The 23,712-nt window shown below is 45.4% G+C and carries 25 protein-coding genes and 1 pseudogene; 5 read left to right on the top strand and 21 right to left on the bottom strand.

What is annotated here, in order from left to right:
- The first annotated feature begins 144 nt into the window (after positions 1-144).
- Positions 145-1,356: an O-antigen ligase family protein gene (locus G9G54_RS08330; protein WP_165177271.1), complete on the top strand. Its 1,212-nt coding sequence runs from the start codon at positions 145-147 to the stop codon at positions 1,354-1,356.
- Positions 1,357-1,479: 123 nt separating this feature from the next.
- Here the strand turns inward: G9G54_RS08330 and G9G54_RS08335 are convergent, their stop codons facing one another.
- The 7 genes from G9G54_RS08335 to G9G54_RS08365 form a co-directional block, all read right to left on the bottom strand.
- Complete coding sequence (locus G9G54_RS08335; RefSeq protein WP_165177273.1) at positions 1,480-2,304, bottom strand: purine-nucleoside phosphorylase; 825 nt, start codon at positions 2,302-2,304, stop codon at positions 1,480-1,482.
- Positions 2,305-2,376: 72 nt separating this feature from the next.
- Entirely contained in the window at positions 2,377-3,321 is a 945-nt protein-coding gene (xerD, locus tag G9G54_RS08340) for a site-specific tyrosine recombinase XerD (RefSeq protein WP_165177275.1), read from the bottom strand.
- A gap of 105 nt (positions 3,322-3,426) precedes the next feature.
- Complete coding sequence (locus tag G9G54_RS08345; RefSeq protein WP_165177277.1) at positions 3,427-3,669, bottom strand: YqzK family protein; 243 nt, start codon at positions 3,667-3,669, stop codon at positions 3,427-3,429.
- 166 nt (positions 3,670-3,835) lie between these two features.
- Positions 3,836-4,333 (bottom strand): ferric iron uptake transcriptional regulator, encoded by a 498-nt coding sequence (gene fur, locus G9G54_RS08350; protein WP_165177279.1) that lies wholly within the window; start codon positions 4,331-4,333, stop codon positions 3,836-3,838.
- Positions 4,334-4,432: 99 nt separating this feature from the next.
- Positions 4,433-5,086 (bottom strand): stage II sporulation protein M, encoded by a 654-nt coding sequence (gene spoIIM, locus G9G54_RS08355; protein ID WP_023989222.1) that lies wholly within the window; start codon positions 5,084-5,086, stop codon positions 4,433-4,435.
- Between the two features lie 188 nt (positions 5,087-5,274).
- Positions 5,275-6,471, bottom strand: a complete 1,197-nt coding sequence (locus tag G9G54_RS08360) for an endonuclease Q family protein (RefSeq protein ID WP_165177281.1) — start codon at positions 6,469-6,471, stop codon at positions 5,275-5,277.
- 4 nt (positions 6,472-6,475) lie between these two features.
- On the bottom strand, positions 6,476-7,087 hold the full coding sequence (locus G9G54_RS08365; protein WP_061829249.1) for an NUDIX domain-containing protein: 612 nt from the start codon (positions 7,085-7,087) through the stop codon (positions 6,476-6,478).
- Positions 7,088-7,212: 125 nt separating this feature from the next.
- On the opposite strand from G9G54_RS08365, the gene mciZ reads away from it, so the two are divergent.
- Positions 7,213-7,356, top strand: a complete 144-nt coding sequence (mciZ, locus tag G9G54_RS08370) for a Z-ring formation inhibitor MciZ (protein ID WP_076159536.1) — start codon at positions 7,213-7,215, stop codon at positions 7,354-7,356.
- Between the two features lie 71 nt (positions 7,357-7,427).
- Here the strand turns inward: mciZ and G9G54_RS08375 are convergent, their stop codons facing one another.
- A complete protein-coding gene (locus G9G54_RS08375) occupies positions 7,428-8,561 on the bottom strand; it encodes a tripeptidase T (RefSeq protein WP_165177283.1) in 1,134 nt (377 codons plus the stop codon).
- A gap of 85 nt (positions 8,562-8,646) precedes the next feature.
- Between G9G54_RS08375 and prli42 the strand changes: the two genes are divergently transcribed.
- Positions 8,647-8,751, top strand: a complete 105-nt coding sequence (gene prli42, locus G9G54_RS08380; RefSeq protein ID WP_023989226.1) for a stressosome-associated protein Prli42 — start codon at positions 8,647-8,649, stop codon at positions 8,749-8,751.
- Positions 8,752-8,871: 120 nt separating this feature from the next.
- Here prli42 and lipB read toward each other — a convergent pair whose 3' ends face one another.
- The 6 genes from lipB to G9G54_RS08410 form a co-directional block, all read right to left on the bottom strand.
- Positions 8,872-9,570 (bottom strand): lipoyl(octanoyl) transferase LipB, encoded by a 699-nt coding sequence (gene lipB, locus G9G54_RS08385; RefSeq protein WP_039270978.1) that lies wholly within the window; start codon positions 9,568-9,570, stop codon positions 8,872-8,874.
- A gap of 46 nt (positions 9,571-9,616) precedes the next feature.
- Entirely contained in the window at positions 9,617-11,008 is a 1,392-nt protein-coding gene (locus G9G54_RS08390; protein WP_165177285.1) for a dihydrolipoamide acetyltransferase family protein, read from the bottom strand.
- 88 nt (positions 11,009-11,096) lie between these two features.
- Positions 11,097-12,083: an alpha-ketoacid dehydrogenase subunit beta gene (locus tag G9G54_RS08395; protein WP_039270974.1), complete on the bottom strand. Its 987-nt coding sequence runs from the start codon at positions 12,081-12,083 to the stop codon at positions 11,097-11,099.
- Between the two features lie 2 nt (positions 12,084-12,085).
- The gene (locus G9G54_RS08400; RefSeq protein WP_025723034.1) at positions 12,086-13,114 is read right to left on the bottom strand and encodes a thiamine pyrophosphate-dependent dehydrogenase E1 component subunit alpha; all 1,029 of its coding nucleotides are present in this window, start codon (positions 13,112-13,114) and stop codon (positions 12,086-12,088) included.
- Positions 13,115-13,254: 140 nt separating this feature from the next.
- Complete coding sequence (lpdA, locus tag G9G54_RS08405; RefSeq protein ID WP_165177287.1) at positions 13,255-14,676, bottom strand: dihydrolipoyl dehydrogenase; 1,422 nt, start codon at positions 14,674-14,676, stop codon at positions 13,255-13,257.
- A gap of 126 nt (positions 14,677-14,802) precedes the next feature.
- Positions 14,803-15,036, bottom strand: a complete 234-nt coding sequence (locus G9G54_RS08410; protein WP_165177289.1) for a hypothetical protein — start codon at positions 15,034-15,036, stop codon at positions 14,803-14,805.
- A 208-nt stretch (positions 15,037-15,244) separates the two neighbouring features.
- Between G9G54_RS08410 and G9G54_RS08415 the strand changes: the two genes are divergently transcribed.
- On the top strand, positions 15,245-15,841 hold the full coding sequence (locus G9G54_RS08415; protein ID WP_023989232.1) for a thymidine kinase: 597 nt from the start codon (positions 15,245-15,247) through the stop codon (positions 15,839-15,841).
- Between the two features lie 171 nt (positions 15,842-16,012).
- Positions 16,013-16,789 carry a sporulation protein gene (locus G9G54_RS08420; RefSeq protein WP_165177291.1) on the top strand — a complete coding sequence of 259 codons (777 nt, stop codon included), beginning with the start codon at positions 16,013-16,015 and terminating at the stop codon, positions 16,787-16,789.
- A gap of 106 nt (positions 16,790-16,895) precedes the next feature.
- Here the strand turns inward: G9G54_RS08420 and G9G54_RS08425 are convergent, their stop codons facing one another.
- From G9G54_RS08425 to spoIVB, 7 genes and pseudogenes are all read right to left on the bottom strand, one after another.
- The gene (locus G9G54_RS08425; RefSeq protein ID WP_165177293.1) at positions 16,896-17,300 is read right to left on the bottom strand and encodes a hypothetical protein; all 405 of its coding nucleotides are present in this window, start codon (positions 17,298-17,300) and stop codon (positions 16,896-16,898) included.
- Positions 17,301-17,400: 100 nt separating this feature from the next.
- The gene (locus G9G54_RS25995; protein WP_256026455.1) at positions 17,401-17,532 is read right to left on the bottom strand and encodes a hypothetical protein; all 132 of its coding nucleotides are present in this window, start codon (positions 17,530-17,532) and stop codon (positions 17,401-17,403) included.
- Positions 17,533-17,649: 117 nt separating this feature from the next.
- Positions 17,650-18,150, bottom strand: coding sequence for a hypothetical protein (locus G9G54_RS08430; protein WP_165177295.1), 501 nt, complete (start codon positions 18,148-18,150; stop codon positions 17,650-17,652).
- A 166-nt stretch (positions 18,151-18,316) separates the two neighbouring features.
- A complete protein-coding gene (locus tag G9G54_RS08435; RefSeq protein ID WP_165177297.1) occupies positions 18,317-20,017 on the bottom strand; it encodes a methyl-accepting chemotaxis protein in 1,701 nt (566 codons plus the stop codon).
- Positions 20,018-20,306: 289 nt separating this feature from the next.
- Positions 20,307-21,056 (bottom strand): annotated as a pseudogene (locus G9G54_RS08440) (class I SAM-dependent methyltransferase).
- A gap of 355 nt (positions 21,057-21,411) precedes the next feature.
- Positions 21,412-22,215 carry a sporulation transcription factor Spo0A gene (spo0A, locus tag G9G54_RS08445; protein ID WP_023989239.1) on the bottom strand — a complete coding sequence of 268 codons (804 nt, stop codon included), beginning with the start codon at positions 22,213-22,215 and terminating at the stop codon, positions 21,412-21,414.
- A gap of 216 nt (positions 22,216-22,431) precedes the next feature.
- Positions 22,432-23,592, bottom strand: coding sequence for a SpoIVB peptidase (gene spoIVB, locus G9G54_RS08450; RefSeq protein WP_039270958.1), 1,161 nt, complete (start codon positions 23,590-23,592; stop codon positions 22,432-22,434).
- Positions 23,593-23,712 lie beyond the last annotated feature (120 nt).

Consider the following 23,712-nt stretch of genomic DNA (forward strand, 5'->3'; position numbering starts at 1 on the left):
TCATTTTCTTAGCATGGACTGAGTATATGCACAATAAGGCTTGCTCTAGGCTTGAGAAAAATGAAAATAAATATTTTATTATTATTGTACAAGAAGATACGTTTTGTATATTATAGATACATAATGTATCTAGGCGGTGAAATCGTGAAACATGTACTTACAGTAGCTGGTTTACTGGCTTTTTCGATTCCTTATGCTTGTCAGGGTTTGTCCCCCAGAGTTATCACGATTTCCCTGCTTATCCTGTTGTTTAGCTATACCATGCTACTACCTTCACTCAAGTCATTAATCGCAACCTTAGCCGACAATCCGTTACTGACTCTACTCATGCTGTACATCGCTGCCTCCTGTTTATGGGCTGAACAAGAGCAGACCTCTTCTTTGCTGATGGTTCTCAAATTTCTTGCCTTCACTACCTTTGGACTCTATTTGGTCACCCATTATACAACGCAGGGTTGCATTCGCCTCTTAGTCGTTACGTTAAGTATTTTGAGCATACTCAATCTACTCGCCGTTTTGCTCGTTCCGTCCTTTGCTATTCATGGTGGCGTAGAACATACAGGGCTGTGGAAGGGCATCTCTGGTCATAAAAATACACTTGGAACTCTCTCTCTGTTAAGTTTTGTTTCACATGTTATTTACTTTTTCAGGGGTAAACATAAAGTTTTGCATATTGGCTTCATCTTACTCAATGCCTTATTGCTCATGGAGTGCCAATCTACCACCTCTTTGGTGCTGACATCTTCGCTCTTCGTATTTATATTGTTTATATTGCTATTCAAGAGAATCCGAAGTATTGCATTGCGCGGTTTCTTCATTAGCTGTTCCTGCTTGCTCGTTCTTTTGGGTTTGGTATTCATATTAACTTATGGAGATGCGATTGCGTCAGAATTCGGAAAAACAACGACCTTAACTGGAAGAACGGAAATCTGGCAGGGGATTGGTGGTGCTATTCAGAGCCATTACTGGTTTGGACATGGTTACGGCTCCTACTGGGCAGCCCGGCCCAGTATCTATGCGAATGGAATTCGATTTGATCTGACAAGCAGCCATAGCGGTTTCCGAGATCTGTGGATCGATGTGGGCCTTACAGGACTACTGGCAACCATTACAATCGCCATAACCACTTTATTTAAATTCAGAATTGGTAAAGCAGATATGTATACATGGCTGACGGCAGCGGTTTTTTTCCTTTTTATCGTATTGAACAATATAACGGACAGCCGTTTCCTGAACTCGCTATCTATTTACTGGATTATTTTTATGGTTATTGTGATCAAGGTGCAAGAACGACATAAACTGGCTGTAGCAGAAAAAGCGAATTCAACTGCATTGAGCACACAGCCTCTTCATTAGGAGATCATACTCAGCTCAACCGCTGTATGTGAAAAAGAACCCCGTACCCACGCCAACAAAAGGCGTTCGGATACGGGGTTCTTGGATATATGTCCACCGCTTCGGTTAAACATGATCCCCAATCTACATTTGTGGAATAATCGCTAGCACAAGTTTTAAGAATTGCTCACGTACCTTCTCTGCCGTCTCCATCACTTCACCATGGGACAAAGGCTGATCCAGAATGCCTGCGGCCATATTCGTGATACAGGAGAAGCCCAGTACCTCAATACCTGCATGACGGGCTACAATAACCTCAGATACGGTCGACATACCCACCGCATCTGCACCCAGTGTACGCAGCATGACGATTTCAGCAGGCGTTTCATAGTTAGGTCCCAGCAATCCAGCATATACACCTTCCTGCAGGCTGAAGCCCTGTTGGTTAGCCGTTTGCTTAGCAATTTCACGCAAGCGGCGGCTGTACGCCTCCGACATGTCTGGAAAACGAACGCCCAGACCGGCATCATTCGGTCCGATCAGCGGATTTTGTCCTGTCAGATTAAGATGATCCGAGATGACCATCAGATCGCCTGCTTCGTAGGAAGTATTTACACCACCTGCTGCATTCGTCACCAGCAGACTTTGAATCCCCAATTGCTTCATCACCCGAACTGGGAAAGCCGTCAGTTGCGGGCCATAGCCCTCATACATATGGAAGCGCCCTTTCATCATGACGACAGCGCGACCTTCAATCGTGCCTAACAGTAATTCTCCCTCGTGACCTTCTACCGTCGATACAGGAAAATGGGGAATATCCTGATAAGGAATACTAATTCCATCCTGAATTAAATCGGCCAGAATACCGAGACCCGATCCCAGAATAAGACCAATTTCTGGACGTATTCCGCTTTTGGCACTGATATATTCTGCTGCTTCCTGAATTGTAGCTTGGTTGGCTGTTGACATTAATATCTCTCCTGACTTGTACAATCGTAAAGTTATAGTCATTATCACATTTTCTATGAAAGCAAAGTATCGTTACGTTTGATCTTTGCTTTCATGAGAAGTGCGGTTGCCGCCGTGCGGGTGATGCTTTTCATATACTTCCTTCATATTCCGTCTTGCCGTCTGCGCATATATCTGCGTCGTTGACAGATCAGCATGACCCAGCATTTCCTGTACTGAGCGTAAATCCGCTCCGCCCTCCAGCATATGTACCGCAAAGGAATGCCGCAGTGTGTGGGGCGTGATATCCTCGCTTATGCCTGCTTCCTGGCCATACTTCTTAATCATTTTCCAGAAGCCCTGTCTACTGAGACGCTGTCCAGATACGTTCAGGAACATAGCTTCCTGCTCTACCTGAGTTTCTTCACCCTGCCCAGACCTCAGCAATAATAGACGCTGCTCGTCCATGTAGGCTTGTGCCCACTGTGATGCCTCACGGCTGATCGGTACAACACGCTCCTTGCCTGCCTCGCCGCCACAGTGCACAAAGCGCAGATCGGTGCGTACATCACGCACGTTTAGGGCAATCAGCTCCGATACGCGAATGCCCGTCGCATATAACAACTCCAGCATCGCCTTGTCTCGCACCCCTTGCGGGGCTGTCACATCTGGCGCGGCCAGCAAACGCTCTATCTCATCCTGCGTTAGCACCGAGGGCTTCTTTTTAGTCGCTTTAGGCAACTCCAGCAGAACGGACGGATCATGGATCGTAATTCCCTCCCGAATAAGAAAATGAAAAAAGGAGCGAATGGAGGCGACGCTACGTGATATCGTCGCCGCAGCTTTTCCCTGTTCCTTCAAATGGCCCAAATACAGTACCAGATGTGACCGTTGGACATTATCCGGCTGCTCAATACCACAGCTTTCTGCGAACTCGACAAACTGCTGTACGTCTCGTTGATACGCTTCCAAAGTGCTGCGCGACAAACCCTTTTCCTCTTCCATATATTGAGCGAAAGGTTGAATGTACATTTTCATGAGTTCCAAAAGTCTCCTTGTTCTGCATACAGCGGTTCAGTCTCAGCGTCTGCTTCTTCTTGTGCTGCCTTCATTTCATAAGCTCATCAAGACCGATTACTTAGACTATTCACCATACCAGTAAAAGAAACGTAAACGTTCCAACACTGCCATTCGATGCTCGGACCCTTCATTTACTTTTTGTCCGCCAAATACCTTCACTGCATGTCCTTCCGGTATTCGGTAATGATCTACAGGTGTTATCCAATCTGTAAACAGCCTGAGGCTAAAAAAGAACATACATGCCAGCACCCCGAACAAGATTACCAAACGCAGCCATTTTAGTCCTCTCCGCAACGATAGTACCATGTGGATCAGCCGCCTTTTCCCCAGAATATGGCCCTAATTAGGACTCTCTATGGAAGGGTATGACAAGCTATTCCTTTTTATACCACTTAATCCCGAACAACAGAATCCGAACCAAAAAAGCTCTCCCGAACGCATCTTCGTCGGTGAGAGCTTGGGTAGTCAGCTTTTAGTCCTGAGATTTGTTTTTTCTGGATTTGCCGAAAGATTTCTGAGCGGTCGTATCGTTCTTCGCCTTACAACGATAACAAATACCGTGGAAGTCCAAACGATGATCCACTACGGTAAAATTATATTCCCGTTCCAGGCGCTCCTCCAATGGTCCAAGCCAATCTTCCAGTATTTCATCTACACTGCCACACTGCACACATATCAAATGGTGATGGTGATGTTTGGTTGTATCGCCGCGCAAATCATAACGCGCAACGCCATCACCAAAATTAATTTTCTCCACGACATGCAGTTCACTTAGCAGTTCTAGGGTACGGTATACGGTTGCCAGACCGATTTCGGGAGCTTTCTCTTTGACGAGCATAAATACATCTTCCGCACTCAGATGATCATCTTCGTTCTCAAGTAAAACTCTGACGGTGGCTTCCCGCTGAGGCGTTAGTTTGTAGCCCTGGGATTGCAGTTGCTGCTTAATTTTTTCGATCCGTGCTTCCATGTGTCTCCCTCCCCCTGCAAAGCTACTGCCTACTGCACTTTTTTCACTCCTATTATTATAGGGGGTCTATACAAATAAAGTCAAACATTTTGAAACGGATCAAGATGACACGGAAGCTGTCAGCATAGGAGTGACCCATTGCATCATAACCGGGGTGATCCAAGTTTCAAAGGACGCGCTACCAATAAGAAGCACCATCATCACAGCAGTCAATCCTGCGTAAGACAGCAACGGACGCAGCATTCCGTCTGACGGCCGGGTAGCGAGTATTTTGGTTTTGATCATATGGATGGAAAATGTCATCGCAGCCACGCTGCAGACGAGCAGTACCGGAATCACGAGCAGGTTATGGGGAGCAACTGAGACCAAAGAAAATAGCAGTCCTTTCCACGAATATTGCCCCACCATATAACCTACTGAAAATCCGATTAGCACACCCTTGAGGAAATTCAATACAAGAATGCCCGGTAGACCAATAACCGAAAGGCCACACACCCAAATTAGGCCGACCCATTTCAGATGTAAAGATACGCTATCCCAAAAGGTCGAGGCCGCCTGCGAATCAGCGAAGCCCTGTTCGTTTTGATTGACCGTTACAAAAAAATCCTTCAGGTAACGGGACAAATCCTGTAACTGCTCAAGCGAGAGTGCGTTTACCATAAGTGCGCCAAAGACGACTCCCACCAGAAACAGCACAGCCAAGAAAACATAATACGGCGTCTGATCCTTTAACGTATGACGAAACCATTGCATCGGCGTCCTGCCCCTTTCATCTGCTTGTTTGTCCAAAAAACAACCGTAATCCGACGGCTGATGGCAAGAAATGGGGCAGCTTTCGCTGCAGATCAAACATCACGAATGATGTGCCAAGCCAGCGGCATAGATAATTTATGGTTATGAACAAGCAGACGCTGATATGCCTTTAGAGGGACAAGACTTTACTAGGACTTAGCTATTTTGCCGTATGTTCCACCACCACCGGACACAAGCGACAGTCGCCCCTCGCGTGAAAGCACAATTTGCTCTGCTAGCACTTTTCCGACGACTGCTGCTAAATCCTCCTGTGTAACCTCATGTAAAATATTCATTTCTGTTCCAAATGCAGCCAATAGCTGGTTCAGCTTGGCTTTGCCCAGACCTGGAATAAACTCCAGTGGAATCTGGTAAATGTATGGCGGACGATGGGACGGAATCATGGGTTGCTCACGGTCGGCAATGCTCCATATTCGATCCAACACACCTCGCACCAGCTTGGTATGACCACAGTCAGGACAACGTTCATCCGCCATCTGTTGCTCGTCAATAATCGTACCGCAGCTTTGACAGTAAGAACGATGGTATTTGCCCAGTTTCGGATTTAATCCGTAGTTGGCACGCACCCGTCGTCCTTCCCGCCGCTCCAAAGCCATTCTGAATTCATCAAAACACGGCTTCGCCAGTGATAATTTGTTGTATTCTCGTCCGATTTTCCCAAGTGAATGGGCATCTGAATTCGTGAGAAAGCTGAAGCGATCCAGTTCCGAAATCAAACCGGCCATAGATGAATCTGCGCTCAACCCCAGCTCCACCCCACTGATGAGCTCCATATCCAGCAGTTCCTCCATACGAGCCGCTGAACTGCCGTATATGCCCTTATGAGGAGTAAAGACGTGCGCAGGCACCATAATGCCTCCACGTCCGTAAATTTGCTGCTGCAACTCGCGTGGCGGTGCATAGATTCGTTGTGAGCTGAGATTAACATTTTTCATATGCCGGGCCAGCCATTGGGTAAAATCCTCCATCGCCGCTAGATCTGGAAAATAGGCCAGTATGTGCGCCTCAGGACGACCTTCAGCACGTATTTCCAGCTCCGTGCCAAGGAGAATAACCGTATCCCGGTATGCGATACCTCCGCCGCTGATTTCCTTCATTTCACCCGTATGTAAATAGGTACGAATATCCTCCTGTACATTAGGTGCATGGCAGTCAATGATACCGATTAGCCCAATTCCTTTGCGACCGGAGGCTTCCTTAGCTATGTTGGCAAAGGTCAGATCGCGGCTGCCACTAATTTTGACCGGATTTCCCTTCTCTGTCCTGCCAATATGAATATGCAAGTCTGCAAAGTAGTCGTTAAGTTCTACTATTTTTTCATCCATACGCTTAGAAGCTCCCTGTAAGTTGGCGGAGTTGCCATGCATAGACGGCCAGAATCGTTTTGGCATCACTAATCCGTCCTTCACGAATGAGCGTCTGTGCTTCTTCCAGCGTCACCTCAAACAGCTCCAGAAATTCATCCTCATCCGGTTCCATCTCACCTAGCTCCAGTTCTTCGGCCACATACAGATGAATGATTTCATCCGCAAAGCCAGGAGAGGTATAAAAGGAGTGCAGCAGCTTCAACGACTTAGCAGTATAACCTGTCTCTTCTCTCAGCTCACGTCCCGCTGCTTCCATCGGGTCTTCACCCCGCTCTAGCTTACCTGCAGGAATTTCTACCTCACAGCGCCCCATCGCCTGTCTGTACTGGTCCACGACCAGCATTTTCCCTTCATGTAGAGCCAAAACAGCCACCGCACCTGGATGCTTTACGATCTCACGCTTGCCAGTGGAGCCGTCGGGAAGCTCTACCGTGTCTACCTGTAATGTAATGACCTTTCCCTCAAAGATAGGCTGTGTGGACACGGTCTTTTCCTCCAGCGCAGGATTCGAATAAGGCTTGCGATGTGCATCGTTTGTTGGATTGTTCAATTGTCCGTTCGTTTGCTCGTTCATCGGTAAGTTTCCTCCTTCATATCTATCTTTCTTTATTAATTATCACCAAAGTTAGTCTAACTTGTCCACTTTGTACATATGCTGGTGGTAGGATAACAAACTTCCTGTCATGAGGAGATGCAGAAATGAAAAGCTACCGTACTGAAAGCACCCTCCATATCGTTGGTAAAGCCTGGCAGATTCAAGCACTCTTGCGTCAGTGGCAAAAGGAACACGGACCTACCGCCACCATCGCTTCGCTAGCTGTTCCAAAAAAGGTTCAGGTCTAAAGACGAAGGAACGCTGTTCCTGTCTTTAACCTGAACCTTTTTTCAGTATGTTGCAAGTGTATAATACAAATTTATTTTGTGGTTTCTTGAATCAGAGCTACGACAACTTCAGCAACCTTCACCAGGTCATCGGCCTTAATCTTTTCCTCTGTTGTATGGATGTTCTGGTAGCCCACAGCCAAATTCACCGTTGGAATTCCAAGCCCGTTGAATACATTAGCATCTGAGCCACCACCAGAATGGAAGGTTGGCGTTGCCAGTCCCAGTCTTTGAATCGCACGCTGAGCAACCTGTACAACTTCATCATGCTCCGTAAAGCTGAATGCCGGATAGATGACTTCACTGCGGAACTCTCCCTGTGCACCAAATTCACGTGTGGTGGTTTCCAGTGCTTCACGCATATGCTGGATTTGATGATTAACCTTTTCTTGCACAATACTACGAGCCTCTGCACGGATCAATACAAAATCGCATACCACATTTGTCGCGCCGCCGCCCTCGAAACTGCCAATGTTAGCGGTCGTTTCCTTATCAATCCGTCCTAGTTTCATTTTAGAAATTGCTTTAGAAGCGACCTGAATGGCACTAATGCCATCTTCGGGATTTACCCCCGCATGAGCGGACTTCCCAGTTATCTTCATTTCAATACGTGCCTGCGTTGGGGCAGCTATACAAATAGAGCCGACCTCACCATTTGAATCCAAAGCATATCCGAAATCAGAATCTAGCACTTCCGGCTTCATCGCCCGTGCACCCATCAAACCAGATTCCTCGCCAGCCGTAATCACGAACTGGATTTGACCATGGGGAATATTCTGTTCGCGCACGACACGAATCGCCTCGAACAAAGCAGCAATTCCCGCCTTGTCGTCAGACCCCAGAATCGTTGAACCGTCACTACGAATCCAGCCATCCTCACCCAACTGCGGCTTAATGCCTGTACCCGGAGTAACGGTATCCATATGGCAGGTAAAAAACAATTTGGGTGCTTGCTCCACACCTTCCGCTTTCCAGGTGACGATCAGATTGCCTGAACCATGTCCGGTTCTTTCACGAGAATCGTCTTCCATTACTTCCAGCCCGAGTGCATTAAACTTTTCTTTTAGAACACGTGATATTTCCTGCTCATTTTTCGTTTCGCTATCCACCTGTACGAGTTCCATAAATTCCTGTACGATTCGGTCTTTTACTACTTTTACTGTCATTAAACTTTCCTCTCTTTCCCGATTACGCTACAATACGGATAGATGTTCTTATCTATGACTTAAACCTATCCTAAAGGAGTTACACATGTCGAACAAAAAATGGGTTCGTTTTTTCGTCTACATTATGCTCGCAGCTATGATTGGTTCTACGCTGTTCATGGTAATTGAGCCGTTTATTATGCCACTATAATAAAATCCCACTCAAGGTATCCGGCTGCTCTAAGGCACTATTGAAGCCTTGAAGTGGACGAGCTGTTACGTAAAGCAAACAGGCGGGCTTCCGTGTAGATACACAATAGCCCGCCTTACTTTATTGGAAAGAATGCGTTTGCCATTGCGCAACAAATGAAAATTGCTGTTCAAAGTACGGTACAATTTCCTTCGCAATCTGCTCCACCGATATAGGCTTCTGTATGCAGTCCTCCAATGATGTCACACCGTATTCCTGAATTCCGCACGGGACAATACCCTCAAAGCCCTCATGCTGTATCCCTGATTTGATGTTAAAGGCAAAGCCATGGCTGGTTACGAAGCCCCGACGGTGCTTACACTTGTTGAATTTGACGCCAATGGCCGCAATTTTAAGATTCCCGATCCATACCCCCGTATATTCAGGCTTACGGCTTCCCTCAACTCCATAAGATGCCAACAACCGGATGATCACTTCTTCCAGACTTCGAAGGTATCCGTGCAGATTCAACGCCTCCCGGTTGCCGAGCATAAGGAGAGGGTATCCGACAAGCTGCCCCGGCCCATGATATGTAATGTCTCCCCCACGGTCAATCTGAAAGACACTGATTCCCTGCTCCTTCAGTTGCTCTGGTGTGAGGAGCAAATGTTCAGGATGCCGCTGAGAACCAATCGTATAGGTCGGCGGATGCTGGAGAAGCATGAGCGTTTCTCTTGCCTCTCCCGCATCCAGCTTTCCCACAATCTCCTTCTGGACATCCCATGCATGGGCATATTCCATCCTATTCGTATAGGTTACATCAAGCGGTCGTCTGTTCACGGCCTGTCACTTCCTCTCCGTACATTTCCCCCAATTGTTCGGATGATTAGTACAGCTTCGTATCTAAAGTGTAGCCTTCTAGATTTTCTTTAACCCGTTGCAAGAATCGTCCGCAAATCACTCCGTCCAAAATGCGATGATCCAGCGACAAGCACAAATTAGCCATCGAGCGGACCGCAATCATATCATCAATAACCACTGGTCTTTTGACAATGGATTCAAAGGTAAGAATTGCAGCCTGCGGATAATTAATCACCGGATAAGATAAAATGGAACCAAAGGAGCCTGTGTTGTTTACAGTGAACGTTCCGCCTTGCATGTCGTCCAGTTTGAGCGTGCCTTCCCGGGTTTTACGTGCCAAATCGTCAATTTCACGAGCTAATCCAGCAATATTTTTCTGATCCGCTTTTTTAATAACAGGGGTAAGAACGGAGTCCTCCGTACCTACGGCTAGCGAAATATTGATGTCTCTTTTGACGATAATTTTGTCCACTGCCCAGACCGAATTCATAATCGGATATTCCTTGATTGCATTCACGACTGCTTTCATGAGGAAAGCCAGATACGTAATATTAATGCCTTCTTTTTGCTTAAATTCGTTTTTGATCTTGTTGCGGAGCATCACCAGGTTGGTCACATCCACCTCAATCGTCGTCCAAGCATGTGGAATTTCGGAAACGCTTTGTCGCATATTACGAGCAATTGCACTGCGAATGGGTGTAACATCAATAAAATACTCGGATCTGTTATTGTTGCCACCCTCAACTTCGATCACAGGGGCTTTTGGAGCCTCCGTCAAATGAATCCCACTGTTACGAACCGGAATAGCAGGGTCCATATTTTGAATCGGTGTACCGTGCTGAGTGGCAGACTGCTGTCTTCCTGCAAAAGGAGAGCCTTGTCCTGATGTCGTCGCAGTCGGCTGTCCAGATACTCCAGTAGGAGCAGAACCGCCCTGCTGCACATAATTCAGCACGTCTTTGCGGGTAATTCTTCCCCCCATGCCCGTGCCTGGTACTTGGCTTAAGTCCACATTATGCTCAGCAGCCAGGGTTTGCACCGCTGGGGAAAAACGTCCTCTCATGGACTGATCCGATCCAGCACTCTGCTGAGATTGTGTTTGTACAGTACTTTGAGATGCTGGTGCAACAGGTGTCGCCCCTGATGCCGCCGCAGGTACAGCCGACTTCGTCTGGATACGGCAAATTAACTCGCCTACCGCTACTGTCTGACCTTCCTCTGCCAACAAATCACCCATAATGCCGTCCAATGTGGATGGGATTTCTGCATTCACTTTATCTGTAATAACCTCGCAAATCGGCTCGAATTGCTCTACCGTTTCACCAGGTTGTTTGAGCCATTTGGCAATTGTCGCCGATACGAGCGATTCTGCCAATTGTGGCATGGTCACGTCGTTCCATTGTGTTTGGTCTGACATTTTTTCAACTCCTTAACATCATAGGAGGGCGCGTTTTACCGCTACCCCCGCTATACTTTTGGAATGCTTTCGTCGAATCTGCCCTATATTAATACATTGCAAGACGGCGCATGGCTTCCTTAACTTTATCCTTGTTTAACATATAAAACTTCTCCATCGGTGGACTGATCGGCATGGCTGGTACATCAGGAGCACATAGACGCTCAATCGGCGCATCCAGCTCGAATAGACATTCCTCATTAATAATAGCCGATACCTCGGCACCGATACCGCCCGTTTTGTTGTCCTCATGCACGATTAATACCTTACCTGTATGTCGTGCAGCCTCAACAATGGCTTCGCGGTCCAGCGGTTGGAGTGTGCGCAAATCCACAACATGTGCGGTAATGCCCTCTTCCTTCTCCAATTCCTCAGCAGCCTGCATGACAAAATGCAAAGGCTGGCTATAACCGATGACCGTAATATCGTCACCCTCACGTAATAGATTAGCCTTGCCAATCGGAACGATATAATCATCCTCAGGCACTTCACCCTTGATCAGCTTGTAGGATTTTTTATTTTCAAAAAACAGCACCGGATCAGGGTCACGAATGGCTGCTTTCAGCAATCCTTTTGCGTCATAAGGGGTAAATGGAGCAACAATTTTCAAACCCGGCGTACCAAAAAAGATCGATTCTGGACACTGAGAGTGATACAAACCGCCAAAGATCCCACCACCGATTGGCGCGCGGATTACCACAGGACAGTTCCAATCGTTGTTAGAGCGGTAGCGGATTTTAGCAGCCTCACTAATAATCTGATTGGTCGCCGGAAGCATAAAGTCCGAATATTGCATTTCGGCAATCGGCTTCATTCCGTACATGGCCGCACCAATCGCAACCCCGGCAATAGCCGACTCAGCCAATGGCGTATCCATGACACGTTGCTCACCGAATTGGTCCATAAGCCCCTTTGTCGTTGTAAAGACACCGCCCTTCACCCCGACATCCTCACCTAATACAAAAACCGTTTCATCCTGCTCCATCTCTTCTTTCATGGCAAGACGAATCGCATCAATATATTCCATAATCGCCATCGTTATCGGCCCTCCCCATCGCTATCTGCATACACATGCAGCAGCGTATCTTCGGGCTTTGGAAAAGGCGCTTTATCTGCATATTCAATCGCTTCCTTGACTTCGAGCAGCAGCTCAGCCGACAGATCCGCATCCTTGGCCTCATCCCAAATGCCGCATTCGATCAAGTAGCTTTTCATACGGGCTACGCCATCCTTGGCCCAGTTCTCATCCACTTCCTCCTTGGTCCGGTAAGCCAGATCATTATCCGAGGTGGAGTGAGGAGACAGTCGGTACATCATGGCTTCGATCAGCGTAGGACCTTCACCGCGGACAGCACGTTCGCGTGCTTCCTTCACCGCCGCATATACCGCCAATGCATCATTACCATCGACTCGAATCCCTGGAAATCCATATCCCAAAGCACGGTCGCTTACCTTGCCTGCCAACTGTTTATGAATCGGAACCGATATCGCATATTGATTGTTCTCGCACATAATAATGACTGGCAGCTTTTGTACACCAGCAAAGTTACAGCCTTCGTGAAAATCTCCCTGATTGCTGGAGCCTTCTCCAAACGTAACAAACGATACAAAATCCTTTTTCTGCATTTTGGCAGCCAAAGCTACACCTACTGCATGCGGAACCTGTGTTGTTACTGGGCTGGAGCCTGTCACAATACGCAGCCGTTTACTACCAAAATGACCTGGCATCTGGCGACCACCGCTATTGGGATCATCTGCTTTAGCAAATGCCGACAGCATCAATTCGCGCGGCGTCATTCCTACCGCAAGCACGAATCCATAATCCCGATAATAGGGAAGAAAATAGTCCTTTTCCCGGTCAAGGCCGAAAGCTGCACCTACTTGTGCCGCCTCCTGTCCAATGCCGGAAACGTGGAAATTAATTTTCCCTGCCCGTTGCAGGAGCATGTTGCGCTCGTCAAATCTTCTTGCGAGCAACATATATCTGTACATATCAATAACTTGTCCGTGAGTAAGTCCCAGCTGTTCATGTCTGAAGCCAGCGTCTACAGCGCCTTTAGAACTCATTGAGGCACCTCCTTAAGTGTCAAACATCCTACTTCCAGTACCTAGTACCATCTTGTCTTAAAACCTGGTACTAAACTCTGACTAACCCCATTATAATCCTTTTCTCCCCAAAAAGAAAAGCACCGATTTATTTGAAACGTTTATATGCCAATCGCCTGTCCATCAACGGCCAGCATCGCTTCTCCCAAAATCTCCGACAACGTCGGATGCGGATGAATAAGCTGTCCGACTTCCCACGGCGTAGCATCCAGCAGTTGCGCAAGAGCCGCCTCGCTGATCAGGTCCGTCACATGCGTACCGATCATATGTACACCGAGAATATCATTGGTCTTCTCGTCGGCCACTACTTTGACGAAGCCGTCCCGACTGCCGTATACTAGCGATTTTCCGATAGCTTGAAAAGGGAACTTCCCTGTCTTCACCTGATGTCCACGCTCGCGGGCTTCTTGCTCCGTTAAGCCGACGCTTGCGGCTTCAGGACGTGTATAAATACACCGCGGAATCAGATGGTTAGGTACACTGTGAAAATCTTCGCCCGCCAGATGATGAACCGCCTGCAAACCTTCATGGCTCGCTGCATGCGCCAGTTGTAAGCCGCCGATGCAATCCCCAATGGCGTAAATATGTGGTTCATTCGTCTGCAAATGTTCATTAACTGAGATAAAGTCACGCTCTACGCGGATATCCGTATTTTCCAGCCCGATATTTTCCACATTTGCCTGACGCCCTACAGAAATGAGCAGTTTGGTAGCGCTGAGGGTTTCGGTTTCTTCCCCTTTTTGCACGTCAATCTGCACACCTTCCTCATCTTTGCCGTATGTTTTAGCCAGCACTTGTGAACCCGTCAGCACCTTGACACCACGCTTGGTTAACAAGCGCTGCATTTCACGCGAAACGTCTTCGTCTTCCGTGGGAATAAGTCGATTCGCAGCTTCAACCACTGTAACCTCCACGCCAAAATCATTTAGCATGGAAGCCCACTCCACGCCAATAACACCACCGCCCACGATAATCAGGGATGCTGGCAGCTCTTCCATCGTTAACGCTTCGTCACTGCTCAGAATAAATTCGCCATCTGGCTCTAGTCCGGACAGCACACGCGGGCGTGATCCTGTTGCAATAATGAGATGTGCAGGAACAATCGTTTCCATCTCACCATCTTCTAGTTCCACGGCAACTGCCCCGCTTTTTGGAGAAAATATAGACGGACCAATCACGCGTCCCTTACCGCTCAGTACCGTAATTTTATTTTTACGCATCAAAAATTGAACGCCCTGATGCAGCTGTTCCACAACGGCTTCCTTACGTTCCTGAACCTTGGGAAATACAAGCTGTGCTCCCGATGTCTCGATACCGTATTGTGCACTTTCTTTAATCGTGGCATATACTTCCGCACTGCGTAGCAAGGCCTTACTCGGAATGCAACCACGGTGCAGACAGGTTCCGCCAAGCTTGTCCTTTTCAATGATAACCACTTCTTTGCCTAGCTGGGCGGCACGAATGGCTGCTACATACCCCCCGGTTCCTCCACCCAAAATAGCGACATCACAATGTATAGTCATGTTTCTCCTCCATTAACAATTGATTATATATAGCTTATTGTACTCTCTTTATTTCACTGTACAAAATATAGCGTTTAGGCATAGGCTACAAAAAAGCTAACCCTTTAATCCAGATATCTTTCCATATCATTCATACAGCGCATCTCGTAATTTGGTAGACATCCTTGGACTTTGTGCTGATTTGGCTCGCAGCGCCTTGCGAAATGAATCATTTTGTTTGCGCAGAAAGTTCAGCTCTGTCTCCAGCTCAGTGATGAGTTCTAGAGCTTGCGGACTGATCAGCCCTTGCTCCAGTAATGCTCCTTTTTGGGCACTATAATCCGTATTTTTTTCGTCCATGCCTTTCACTCTTCCCTTCATTCCACTACGCTTCACCATATCATGCCCGCGGCGGCAGAGCAATGACGACCACATTTACGTTTTAGGAATGGACATACAAAAACATGTCGAAAATCAATATATTTTCTCTAGTCTGTATACGGCTGGTTATGGTAATCTATAATGGCGTTTTCTTTCGGAGAAGAAGATTTACAGTGTTATGTACATGTTACAGAGAGGGGAATTCGCTTTGCCTACAGGACGAATTACGATTATTACAGGCCCCATGTTCAGTGAAAAATCCGGCGAATTGATTCGCCGCTGTCAAAAACTAATCCAATACGGGCATCGTAAAGTGGTAGCTTACAAACCCGCTGAAGATAACCGCTATGCCGAGGACGAAATAGTAAGCCGGATCGGATATCGGCTGCCCGCTATCTCTATCCCAAGAAAACTTACAGATGAGCTCGTTCAGCGTATTTTGCAAGAAACAAAAGATGCCGACGTGGTTGCCTTTGACGAAGTCCAGTTTTTCAGTCGTCATATTATGTCGCTTGTACAAGAGCTAGCTTATTGCGGCAAGCATGTAATTGCCGATGGGCTGAATCTGGATTATCGAGGCAAAGAGTTCGGCTATGTCGGTGGTCTGCTCGCCATGGCGGATGACATCGAGAAACTGACTTCCTTTTGCGCTGTCTGCGGTAGCTCGGAAGCCGTATTTACGCAACGTATGGTAAATGGTAAACCTTCCACTGTGGGACCTATTGTGATGATCGGCGACTCTGAGGCTTATGAGCCTCGTTGTCGAAATTGCTTTATACCTCCTCATAAAGTGAACTGCGATTAGTGGACAGATAGCTCTACAAGCTGCAATATGCCTACGTGAGTACCAGTGACTTTTTTCTTGCATTTTTTTGGAACGAATCGAACCATTGCCCCGTATATCCGGTTAAGCTGTACAAGTTTTTAGTTTTCGTTTGTATATCATGACCATGAGATTATCTGGGGGGACGGAATAATGAGTTTTTTTAACAAAATCTTAGCAAGCGCAGGAATCGGTTCAGCTAAAGTCGATACACTGGTGGATCAAGCTGTATATGTGCCTGGGGAAGAACTTAGTGGCATCATGCGCATCAAAGGCGGCAAAATTGATCAGGAAATCGGCAAAATTGACATCGAGCTCAAGACTGAATATATCGTGGAGCACGATGATAAAAAAACTACCAGCACCTGCTGCATTGCACGGATTAAGGTATCTGACGGCTTTCATCTAGAACAAGGACAGGAGCTTGAAATTCCTTTTTCCTTCAGATTGCCGTTGGAAACTCCTGTTACTCACGCCAAACAGCCCGTCTGGCTGGAAACAGCATTAGATATTGGCATGGCTTTGGACCCGACCGATCGTGATTCACTCAAAATCGAGCCACATCCCTATATGAATACAGTGTTTGAGGCGGTTAACCTGCTGGGCTTCCGATTCCGCTCCTCCACCTGCGAACGTCACCCTAAGCTGGGACGCGGTGTTCCGTACGTACAGGAATTTGAATTTACGCCCGGATCAGAATATGCACGTGATATCGAGGAGCTAGAGCTGGTTATGCAGTTGGAACCCGAGGGCGTGCACGTGCTTGTAGAAGTAGACCGCAGGGGAAGAGGGTTATCTGGTTGGCTTGAGACTGCATTTGATATGGATGAGCGCCATGCCTGGTTGAGCTTAAGCCGGGAAGAGCTCTCCTATGGACCAGATCACATAGCAGATGCGCTCGAGGAACTGATTGACAGGCAAATTAGATAACGATGTAAAGCCAAACAAAAAACTCCTAACCAATTTACTACATCGGTTGGGAGTTTTTGTTAAATAAAAGAATTCTTTAATGATGGTCATCAATCGTCTGTATAGACTAAAGTGGCAACATATCCTGTCTTTCCGCCTTATGCTTACACTCTTTGCATACCCCATACAGCGATCCATTGTCATCCGCATAGAAGGTTAATTTGTCTTCTTTTTTACAAAAGGAGCATTTTTGCTTGCCTGTGCCCTGGATAGAGTCAGACAGTCCAAACCCAGTTTGGGCCTGAATACCTGCTGCTTTTGCATTCGTGCGTGGACCGGAAGACACTTTAGACTTAGATTCATTTCCTGTGCGGGATTGTCGAGCGGACTTACGAGGACGAAATTCAACGACGTTACTGCCCCGCTGTTCATGCACTTGTTTGTTGCTGCTGCGACTACGCCTTGCTTTAACAATCCAACCCAACGCCACCAACAACACGCCGAAGAACACCCAAGTCAGACTATTCCACATGCTCTCATCCCCGCCTTTGCTAGAATCAATTGGGTTAATACCACTAGCCCGTTCAATGCGATGACTTAGCCTATAGCTTTATTCATTGAAATTATACCCGTTATACAGCCTCTGTGCTGTTCATCCGATTGTCTACCCATATAAAAAACGTACCCTCCAGTGCAATATCCGACTCGCCTCTAAGCAAGAAATTGAGCATATTAGGTAAATCATCTTTTCCTAAGGAGTACATTGCCCCGTTTTACAAATTGTACATCATCCTTTTGAAAAACGATAATATCCCCTCTTTGAAGATCGTTCTCCTTATCATAGCCCAATGGTGAGAATAAAAATGGCCCAGATGGCTACATTACTCCCCTTGATAATAAAAATCAATGAATCTTTTCGTCAACGGATTAAACTTATCAAAGCGTTTGCGGTGCGGTAAAAAGCCTGACTTATGTACTTGTTCTGCTAGTGTTTCTACATGTTCAAATCGCTTGAAAAAGGGCAACGCGAAAGTGTAAATATCTTCAATAATCTCTTGGATCACCCGTTCTCTTTCAGCTTCTGTGGACACAAGGTAATCCCTGTTTTCCGTATATTTCTTGGTGAGAGCAATCAACTCACTGTGAAAACATGCCCCAGTACTATACTCTTTTTTTATTCTTTTGGATTCCACGATAATATAAACTTTTAATGCACCATATTTGGTCGCACCAAAACAAATTTCAAATATAACCTTGGTTTCTTTTTTCAAAACCTTTCTACTTTTCAGATATTTAAAATCATTCAAAAATGGTGTAGCTATGATTTTGTCTATCGCTAACTGACGTAGGTCACTTGCTTTAAGTTCAGTCTTATTGTCCATGATGGTCACTCCAACCCAAAGAATTTCCCACCATTATATCATATCTTTCCAATTACAGATTCCTCATATCTCCACCCTTTAATCACAATATATTAATAAAAAAAAGAAAAAAGCCGCTCACAATAGAGCAGCTAGTTCCTCTGTAACATAAAAAGCAGTATACGAACTATACTTTGAATTTACCAATTTGCCCTTGCAGGTCCTCTGCCATCGTAGACAGGTTTCTTGCAGACGAAGCAATTTCCTCCATGGACGCCAGTTGTTCTTGAGTTGCGGCAGATACGTGTTGTGTCCCTGCTGCGGCTTCCTCAGCAATCGCTGAAATTTGTCTGACAAAACCAACAATCTCATCTGTACTTGCAGACATTTGTTCTGATCCCGCAGAAACCTCTTCAATTTCACTGGCCACTTTATTTACGGTTTCCTGAATTAGTTCAAAGGATGCGCCTGCATTTTGTACAACTTCACGACCTGTCATGACATCCTTCCCGTTGGACGCTACCGCCTCAATAGCATGGGTAGTATCCTTTTGAATCAATCCCACAAGCTCCGTAATTTGTTGAGCAGAGTGAGCCGATTGTTCGGCCAACTTGCGAACTTCGCCTGCAACTACAGCAAATCCGCGACCATGTTCCCCTGCGCGGGCCGCTTCAATCGCAGCGTTCAAGGCAAGAAGGTTGGTCTGACTAGAAATATTGGTGATAACATCAATGATCTTGCCAATTTCGTCTGAACGCCCTCCCAATCCAGCCATGAGATCTGCCAATCCATTCATCGAATCATTCACAGCATTCATCTGCGTAACTGCCTGTTGAATCATCTGGTTACCTTCAGCCGATTTATGGGCCGCATCTTGCGCAGATGCGAATACATTTTGCGCGCGGATGGCGATTTGCTCAACACCGATAGACATTTCTTCAATAGCTTGGGACGATTTCGTCACCATATCTACCTGATCTCCTGTTCCAGTAGCTACTTCTTGCACCGTTTCGGTTATTTGTGCAGAAGCTTGGCTATTTTGCTCTGCGCTGGCCGTCAATTCTTCTGAGGAAGTGGTTACCAACTCAGTCGTTTTGCTCACTGATTGAATCAGTTGGCGAAGGTTCTCAACCATGACATTGAAGGAATGTGCCAACGTACTGATCTCGTCCTTGCCCTTCACAATGATAGCTTCACTTGTAAGATCACCCGATGCGATACTTTCAGCGGCACGACTGATTCGCAAGATAGGTTTAGAAATAATTTGAGCTATGATGATTGCCATGATCAATGCCAATATAACGGCTGCTATACTCAAAACGATGACCAATTGTCTCCCTGAAATAAAGTTGTCAACAGCTTCTTTCGTAGTCTGTTTAGATCCATCTGCATTCAATTTAATGAGCTGACTGATCATATCGTTTGAACTATACCACAACTTATAGGACTCCTGATGAAGGATGCTTGATTGAGTGTAATCATTAGCTTTCCCCGCTTCAATCACTTCTGGCAACTTAGCCAAATACTCCGTATAATTTTTGGAGAATTCTTCGTACATTTCGCGTTCTTTAGGGGTAGCAATTAATTTTTCGTATGTTTTTCGGCCTTCCTCAACCTTTTTTAAAACCTTATCATATTCACCCTGAACCTTCTCCATTTCCTCTGGGTCACGTTCTACAATAATATTTAATGAGAGCCGTTCAACATCAGATACATCACCATTTAGTGTTCCCAGGATGGTCACACTAGGCATCCAATGGCTATCAATTTCCATCGAAGTGTCGCCTAGGTTTTTCATTTTTGAGATAGATACTGTACTAATTACGATCAGCAGGATTATTACCGCAAGAAAACCCAATATCAATTTTGTTCGGATGTTAAATTTCATATATTCGCTCCTCAGTTCTCTTTATATTAGATACTATATCGACAAGAAACGACACATTGTTTATATCAAATTTAAAGAGAATTTCAGAACTGTTTACAAAAGGGAAATTTTTCTTCGTGATGGTTAGTGCAACTGATTCAGGTTTATTTTATAAACAGTGTGAAGGGTATTATGTCTCATAATTCCCAATGATTCTGCCATTTAGCGAGGGAGATGCTAAAAATCTTTATTCACTCATTCCATCAAACTTAAAAAAAAGGATACCCAAAAACGGGTATCCCTTTATGTTTTACTTCCTAGCAATCACCATAAATCGTTCTGAATTTGTCCTTATTCCTAATTCGGTTTGATTGTCCAAAATAAATTGTTGGAGTATTTGAAAATCAATTTCTTCTTCTCCGAAGTTGGGAATAATTGGTGTGCGTTTCAAGAGAAATATTAAGTCTGCAGGAGTCTGATAATATTCGGTTGCATTGAATTCAAATGACTGTATGTCCTTAAAGCCCGCGTCACTTAATTCGGTAATATATTTAGCTTTTAACGAGTTTTTCTTAGCACCCCATGCCTGTCCTCTTCCAAACGCTTCTTTAATATTTAATTTGTCGTTTTCGCTTACTTGCTGTGTAAGGAACATACCACCCTTTACTAACACCTTTGCTATTTCTTTTGCATAAAAACAAGAATGTCTAGAAGAGATTACATTAAAGAAATTCTCAGGAAAATTTAGATTTTCAGCATCATCTGGAAAAAACGAACATTTGCTATGTCTGATTCAGCAGAATTCTTGGTTGCTGTTTCAATCATTCCAGTGGAATGGTCAATCCCAACTAGAAGTAATGCAGAATCTGCTATTGATAAAATTGCTTCCCCGCCGCCAGTACCGATGTCAAGCAATATATCCGACTTCTTGCATGTCTTCGCTACTTCATTGTAGAAGTCCCATTTTACTCCTTCGGAGATACATTTCACATGGCTGAAATTCCAGCCGTTGATTTTTCCAATCTTATTATAAAAACTCTTTATACTCTATTGAATTCATTTTCTTTCCACCTTCCAATTAGGGATAAATACTACGGGATAGCAGACCGATATCATTCAGTATTTTGTATTTTAACAACTTTCTCCCTTAATAGAACGACCACTGATAGCATGAAAATGATGATAATTGAAGAAAACTTTAAATTGTCCAATTGAAATTCAAAATCGTTCATAAAAAATACCGCTCCTTTACTGGTTCTTGGAAGAACCAATAAATAGGCGGTATTAGTTATTTACTATTCAGAAGTTTATCGGATCGGGTCGGCAGTTTTGGAAATTAGTAGCCATCCCTGCAATTATCATTGATAAACGTAAAACCACAAAAATCCCTTGCTTTCTCAATCATTCTGACCCTTTCAGGACACCTTGTTCTCAATTCTCAGCTTATCTGCTACCATCGCTATGAATTCACTATTGGTTGGTTTGGACTTACTGATATTAATGGTGTAACCGAACAGGTGTGAAATGCTGTCGATATTTCCACGGGTCCATGCTACCTCGATAGCATGACGAATTGCGCGTTCTACGCGAGATGCCGTCGTTTTGAACTTTTCGGCGATTGCCGGATATAATGTTTTGGTGATGGCTCCCAAAATTTCGATATTATTGTACACCATCGTAATGGCTTCGCGTAAATATTGATAGCCCTTGATGTGAGCTGGTACACCAATTTCATGTATGATGGCCGTGATACTGGCATCCAGGTTTTTAGTCTTACCCATAGGTACAACGTTGGACCGCATGGATGAAATGGTCACCGGACTGCTGCTAACTAACTGCGGCCCCACTAATTGGCGAACACGGTTAGCCAGCACTTCCATGTCAAACGGCTTCAAAATATAATAAGATGCCCCGAGCTGTACGGCCCTCTGTGTAATATTTTCTTGACCGAATGCAGTCAGCATAATGATTTTCGGCTGTGGAGTCAGGTTCATTTCTCTTAAACGCTCCAATACACCGAGACCATCCAGATGAGGCATAATAATATCTAAAATAAGTACATCAGGTATGTTGCGGGATTCTGCGATGCGTTGGAGCACTTCTTCGCCGTTATAGGCGATTCCTGTAACTTCCATATCCTCCTGATCGGAAATATATTCAGCAAGCAAATTCGTAAATTCCCGGTTGTCATCAGCCAACAATACCTCAATTTTTTGCAATGTACTTCCTCCTCATTGAGTGATATTCCATTGTGATATCTGTTTACAGTATATAAATATTTCTTGTCGGAGTATATGATTTCGACATCGAATTATGAATTCCTTCTGTCGAAAATTATTTTTATTTATTTTTTTTATAGTTTCTATTATAATTGATTCTTTATCTTGCAAATATGAGTTATTCCCCTGCTTTTCGACAAAAAAATCTTAAGGCCACTAGCTCGCCTTAAGATTAGAAGATGATTTCAAGCTTACGTTATTCTGCATGATTCCTGCATCGCGCAGCATCCATTCGATAAAACAACCGTAACCTGATTTAGGATCATTCACAAATACATGTGTCACAGCCCCGATAAGCTTACCATTTTGAATAATCGGACTACCGCTCATTCCTTGCACGATTCCCCCGGTCTTATCCAACAGCTTTGGATCTACAATGCGAATCACAAGTCCTTTGGTTGCTGGTTTGTCCTGCTGAGAAATGTGTACAATTTCCGCCTGAAACCGCTGAATTTGTTGACCTTCCAGTACAGTCAAAATTTCTGCAGGTCCTTCCTTTACTTCATTCGCAAGAGCCACCGGAATAGGAGTTGAATACAATCCATATTGCGGCTCATCTGACATTTTCCCAAAAATTCCGAAATTCGTATTTCGTTCAATATTTCCTAATACCCGATGATCTTTGAGAAAATGAGCGCGTTTTTCTCCTGGTTCCCCACTTTGGCTTTTCGCAATTGACGTGACATTGGACTGCACAATCTCTCCGCTCCCCACGACAATAGGGGTTTGGGTATTCATATCGGTAATTACGTGGCCCAATGCCCCGTATACACCCTGGTCCGGTGCGTAAAACGTTAATGTACCTACACCTGCAGCCGAGTCTCTAATGTACAATCCAAGCCGCCACGCTTTATCATCTTGATCATATGCTGGTGTTAACTTCGTGGAAATCGTCTGCTCTCCTCGACAAAGTGTAATGTCGAGCGGCTTTTTATTCTTACCTGCTTCGTCTACTGCCTCAGCAACCCTTGCCAGGCTATTGAGTGGTTTGCCGTTCATGTGTGTAATCCGATCCCCTAGGCGAATCCCCGCTGTTTCACCAGGTGACACCTTACGATCATTACTTTCTTGAATGATATGGTGACCGACGACAAGCACTCCTGAAGATTTTACTTTGACCCCAATCGTCTGCCCCCCCGGGTATACTTTTAAATCGGGAACTACACTTTCTTGGGTTGTCCTCATGCTTTTAGAGCCGAACAAATCCAAAGAAGCTTGTGGAGGCAGCGCAGCTTGCACATGCTGAGCGTTACCGATAGAACACATAAGAAAAACAAGCAAAAGACCGAGCAATTTGATCCTGGAGTAAAAATTCAATGGCTGTCACGCTCCCTTTGCTTCTTTCGCTTGACGAGTAAAGGTGGTCGCCAATTGCGTACCTATAAGGTAACCTTGCCCCCAGGCTTTTATAACTGTTAAACATTACGCCAGCCGCTC

The organism is Paenibacillus sp. EKM212P (assembly GCF_011066115.1).
Taxonomy (GTDB): Bacteria; Bacillota; Bacilli; order Paenibacillales; family Paenibacillaceae; genus Paenibacillus; species Paenibacillus polymyxa_B.

Excerpts from the sequence above, each read along its gene's own strand:
- G9G54_RS08365 (WP_061829249.1), bottom strand. The coding sequence starts at position 7,087 with ATGAACGAGCAAACGAACGGACAATTGAACAATCCAACAAACGATGCA.
- G9G54_RS08335 (WP_165177273.1), bottom strand. The coding sequence starts at position 2,304 with ATGTCAACAGCCAACCAAGCTACAATTCAGGAAGCAGCAGAATATATC.
- G9G54_RS08425 (WP_165177293.1), bottom strand. The coding sequence starts at position 17,300 with ATGTGGAATAGTCTGACTTGGGTGTTCTTCGGCGTGTTGTTGGTGGCG.
- G9G54_RS25995 (WP_256026455.1), bottom strand. The coding sequence starts at position 17,532 with ATGTACTCCTTAGGAAAAGATGATTTACCTAATATGCTCAATTTCTTG.
- lpdA (WP_165177287.1), bottom strand. The coding sequence starts at position 14,676 with ATGACTATACATTGTGATGTCGCTATTTTGGGTGGAGGAACCGGGGGG.
- G9G54_RS08410 (WP_165177289.1), bottom strand. The coding sequence starts at position 15,036 with ATGAAGGGAAGAGTGAAAGGCATGGACGAAAAAAATACGGATTATAGT.
- G9G54_RS08345 (WP_165177277.1), bottom strand. The coding sequence starts at position 3,669 with ATGGTACTATCGTTGCGGAGAGGACTAAAATGGCTGCGTTTGGTAATC.
- G9G54_RS08375 (WP_165177283.1), bottom strand. The coding sequence starts at position 8,561 with ATGACAGTAAAAGTAGTAAAAGACCGAATCGTACAGGAATTTATGGAA.
- mciZ (WP_076159536.1), top strand. The coding sequence starts at position 7,213 with ATGAAAAGCTACCGTACTGAAAGCACCCTCCATATCGTTGGTAAAGCC.
- prli42 (WP_023989226.1), top strand. The coding sequence starts at position 8,647 with ATGTCGAACAAAAAATGGGTTCGTTTTTTCGTCTACATTATGCTCGCA.
- G9G54_RS08360 (WP_165177281.1), bottom strand. The coding sequence starts at position 6,471 with ATGGATGAAAAAATAGTAGAACTTAACGACTACTTTGCAGACTTGCAT.
- fur (WP_165177279.1), bottom strand. The coding sequence starts at position 4,333 with ATGGAAGCACGGATCGAAAAAATTAAGCAGCAACTGCAATCCCAGGGC.
- G9G54_RS08435 (WP_165177297.1), bottom strand. The coding sequence starts at position 20,017 with ATGAAATTTAACATCCGAACAAAATTGATATTGGGTTTTCTTGCGGTA.
- G9G54_RS08390 (WP_165177285.1), bottom strand. The coding sequence starts at position 11,008 with ATGTCAGACCAAACACAATGGAACGACGTGACCATGCCACAATTGGCA.
- G9G54_RS08430 (WP_165177295.1), bottom strand. The coding sequence starts at position 18,150 with ATGGACAATAAGACTGAACTTAAAGCAAGTGACCTACGTCAGTTAGCG.
- G9G54_RS08395 (WP_039270974.1), bottom strand. The coding sequence starts at position 12,083 with ATGGCGATTATGGAATATATTGATGCGATTCGTCTTGCCATGAAAGAA.
- G9G54_RS08420 (WP_165177291.1), top strand. The coding sequence starts at position 16,013 with ATGAGTTTTTTTAACAAAATCTTAGCAAGCGCAGGAATCGGTTCAGCT.
- G9G54_RS08400 (WP_025723034.1), bottom strand. The coding sequence starts at position 13,114 with ATGAGTTCTAAAGGCGCTGTAGACGCTGGCTTCAGACATGAACAGCTG.
- spoIIM (WP_023989222.1), bottom strand. The coding sequence starts at position 5,086 with ATGCAATGGTTTCGTCATACGTTAAAGGATCAGACGCCGTATTATGTT.
- xerD (WP_165177275.1), bottom strand. The coding sequence starts at position 3,321 with ATGAAAATGTACATTCAACCTTTCGCTCAATATATGGAAGAGGAAAAG.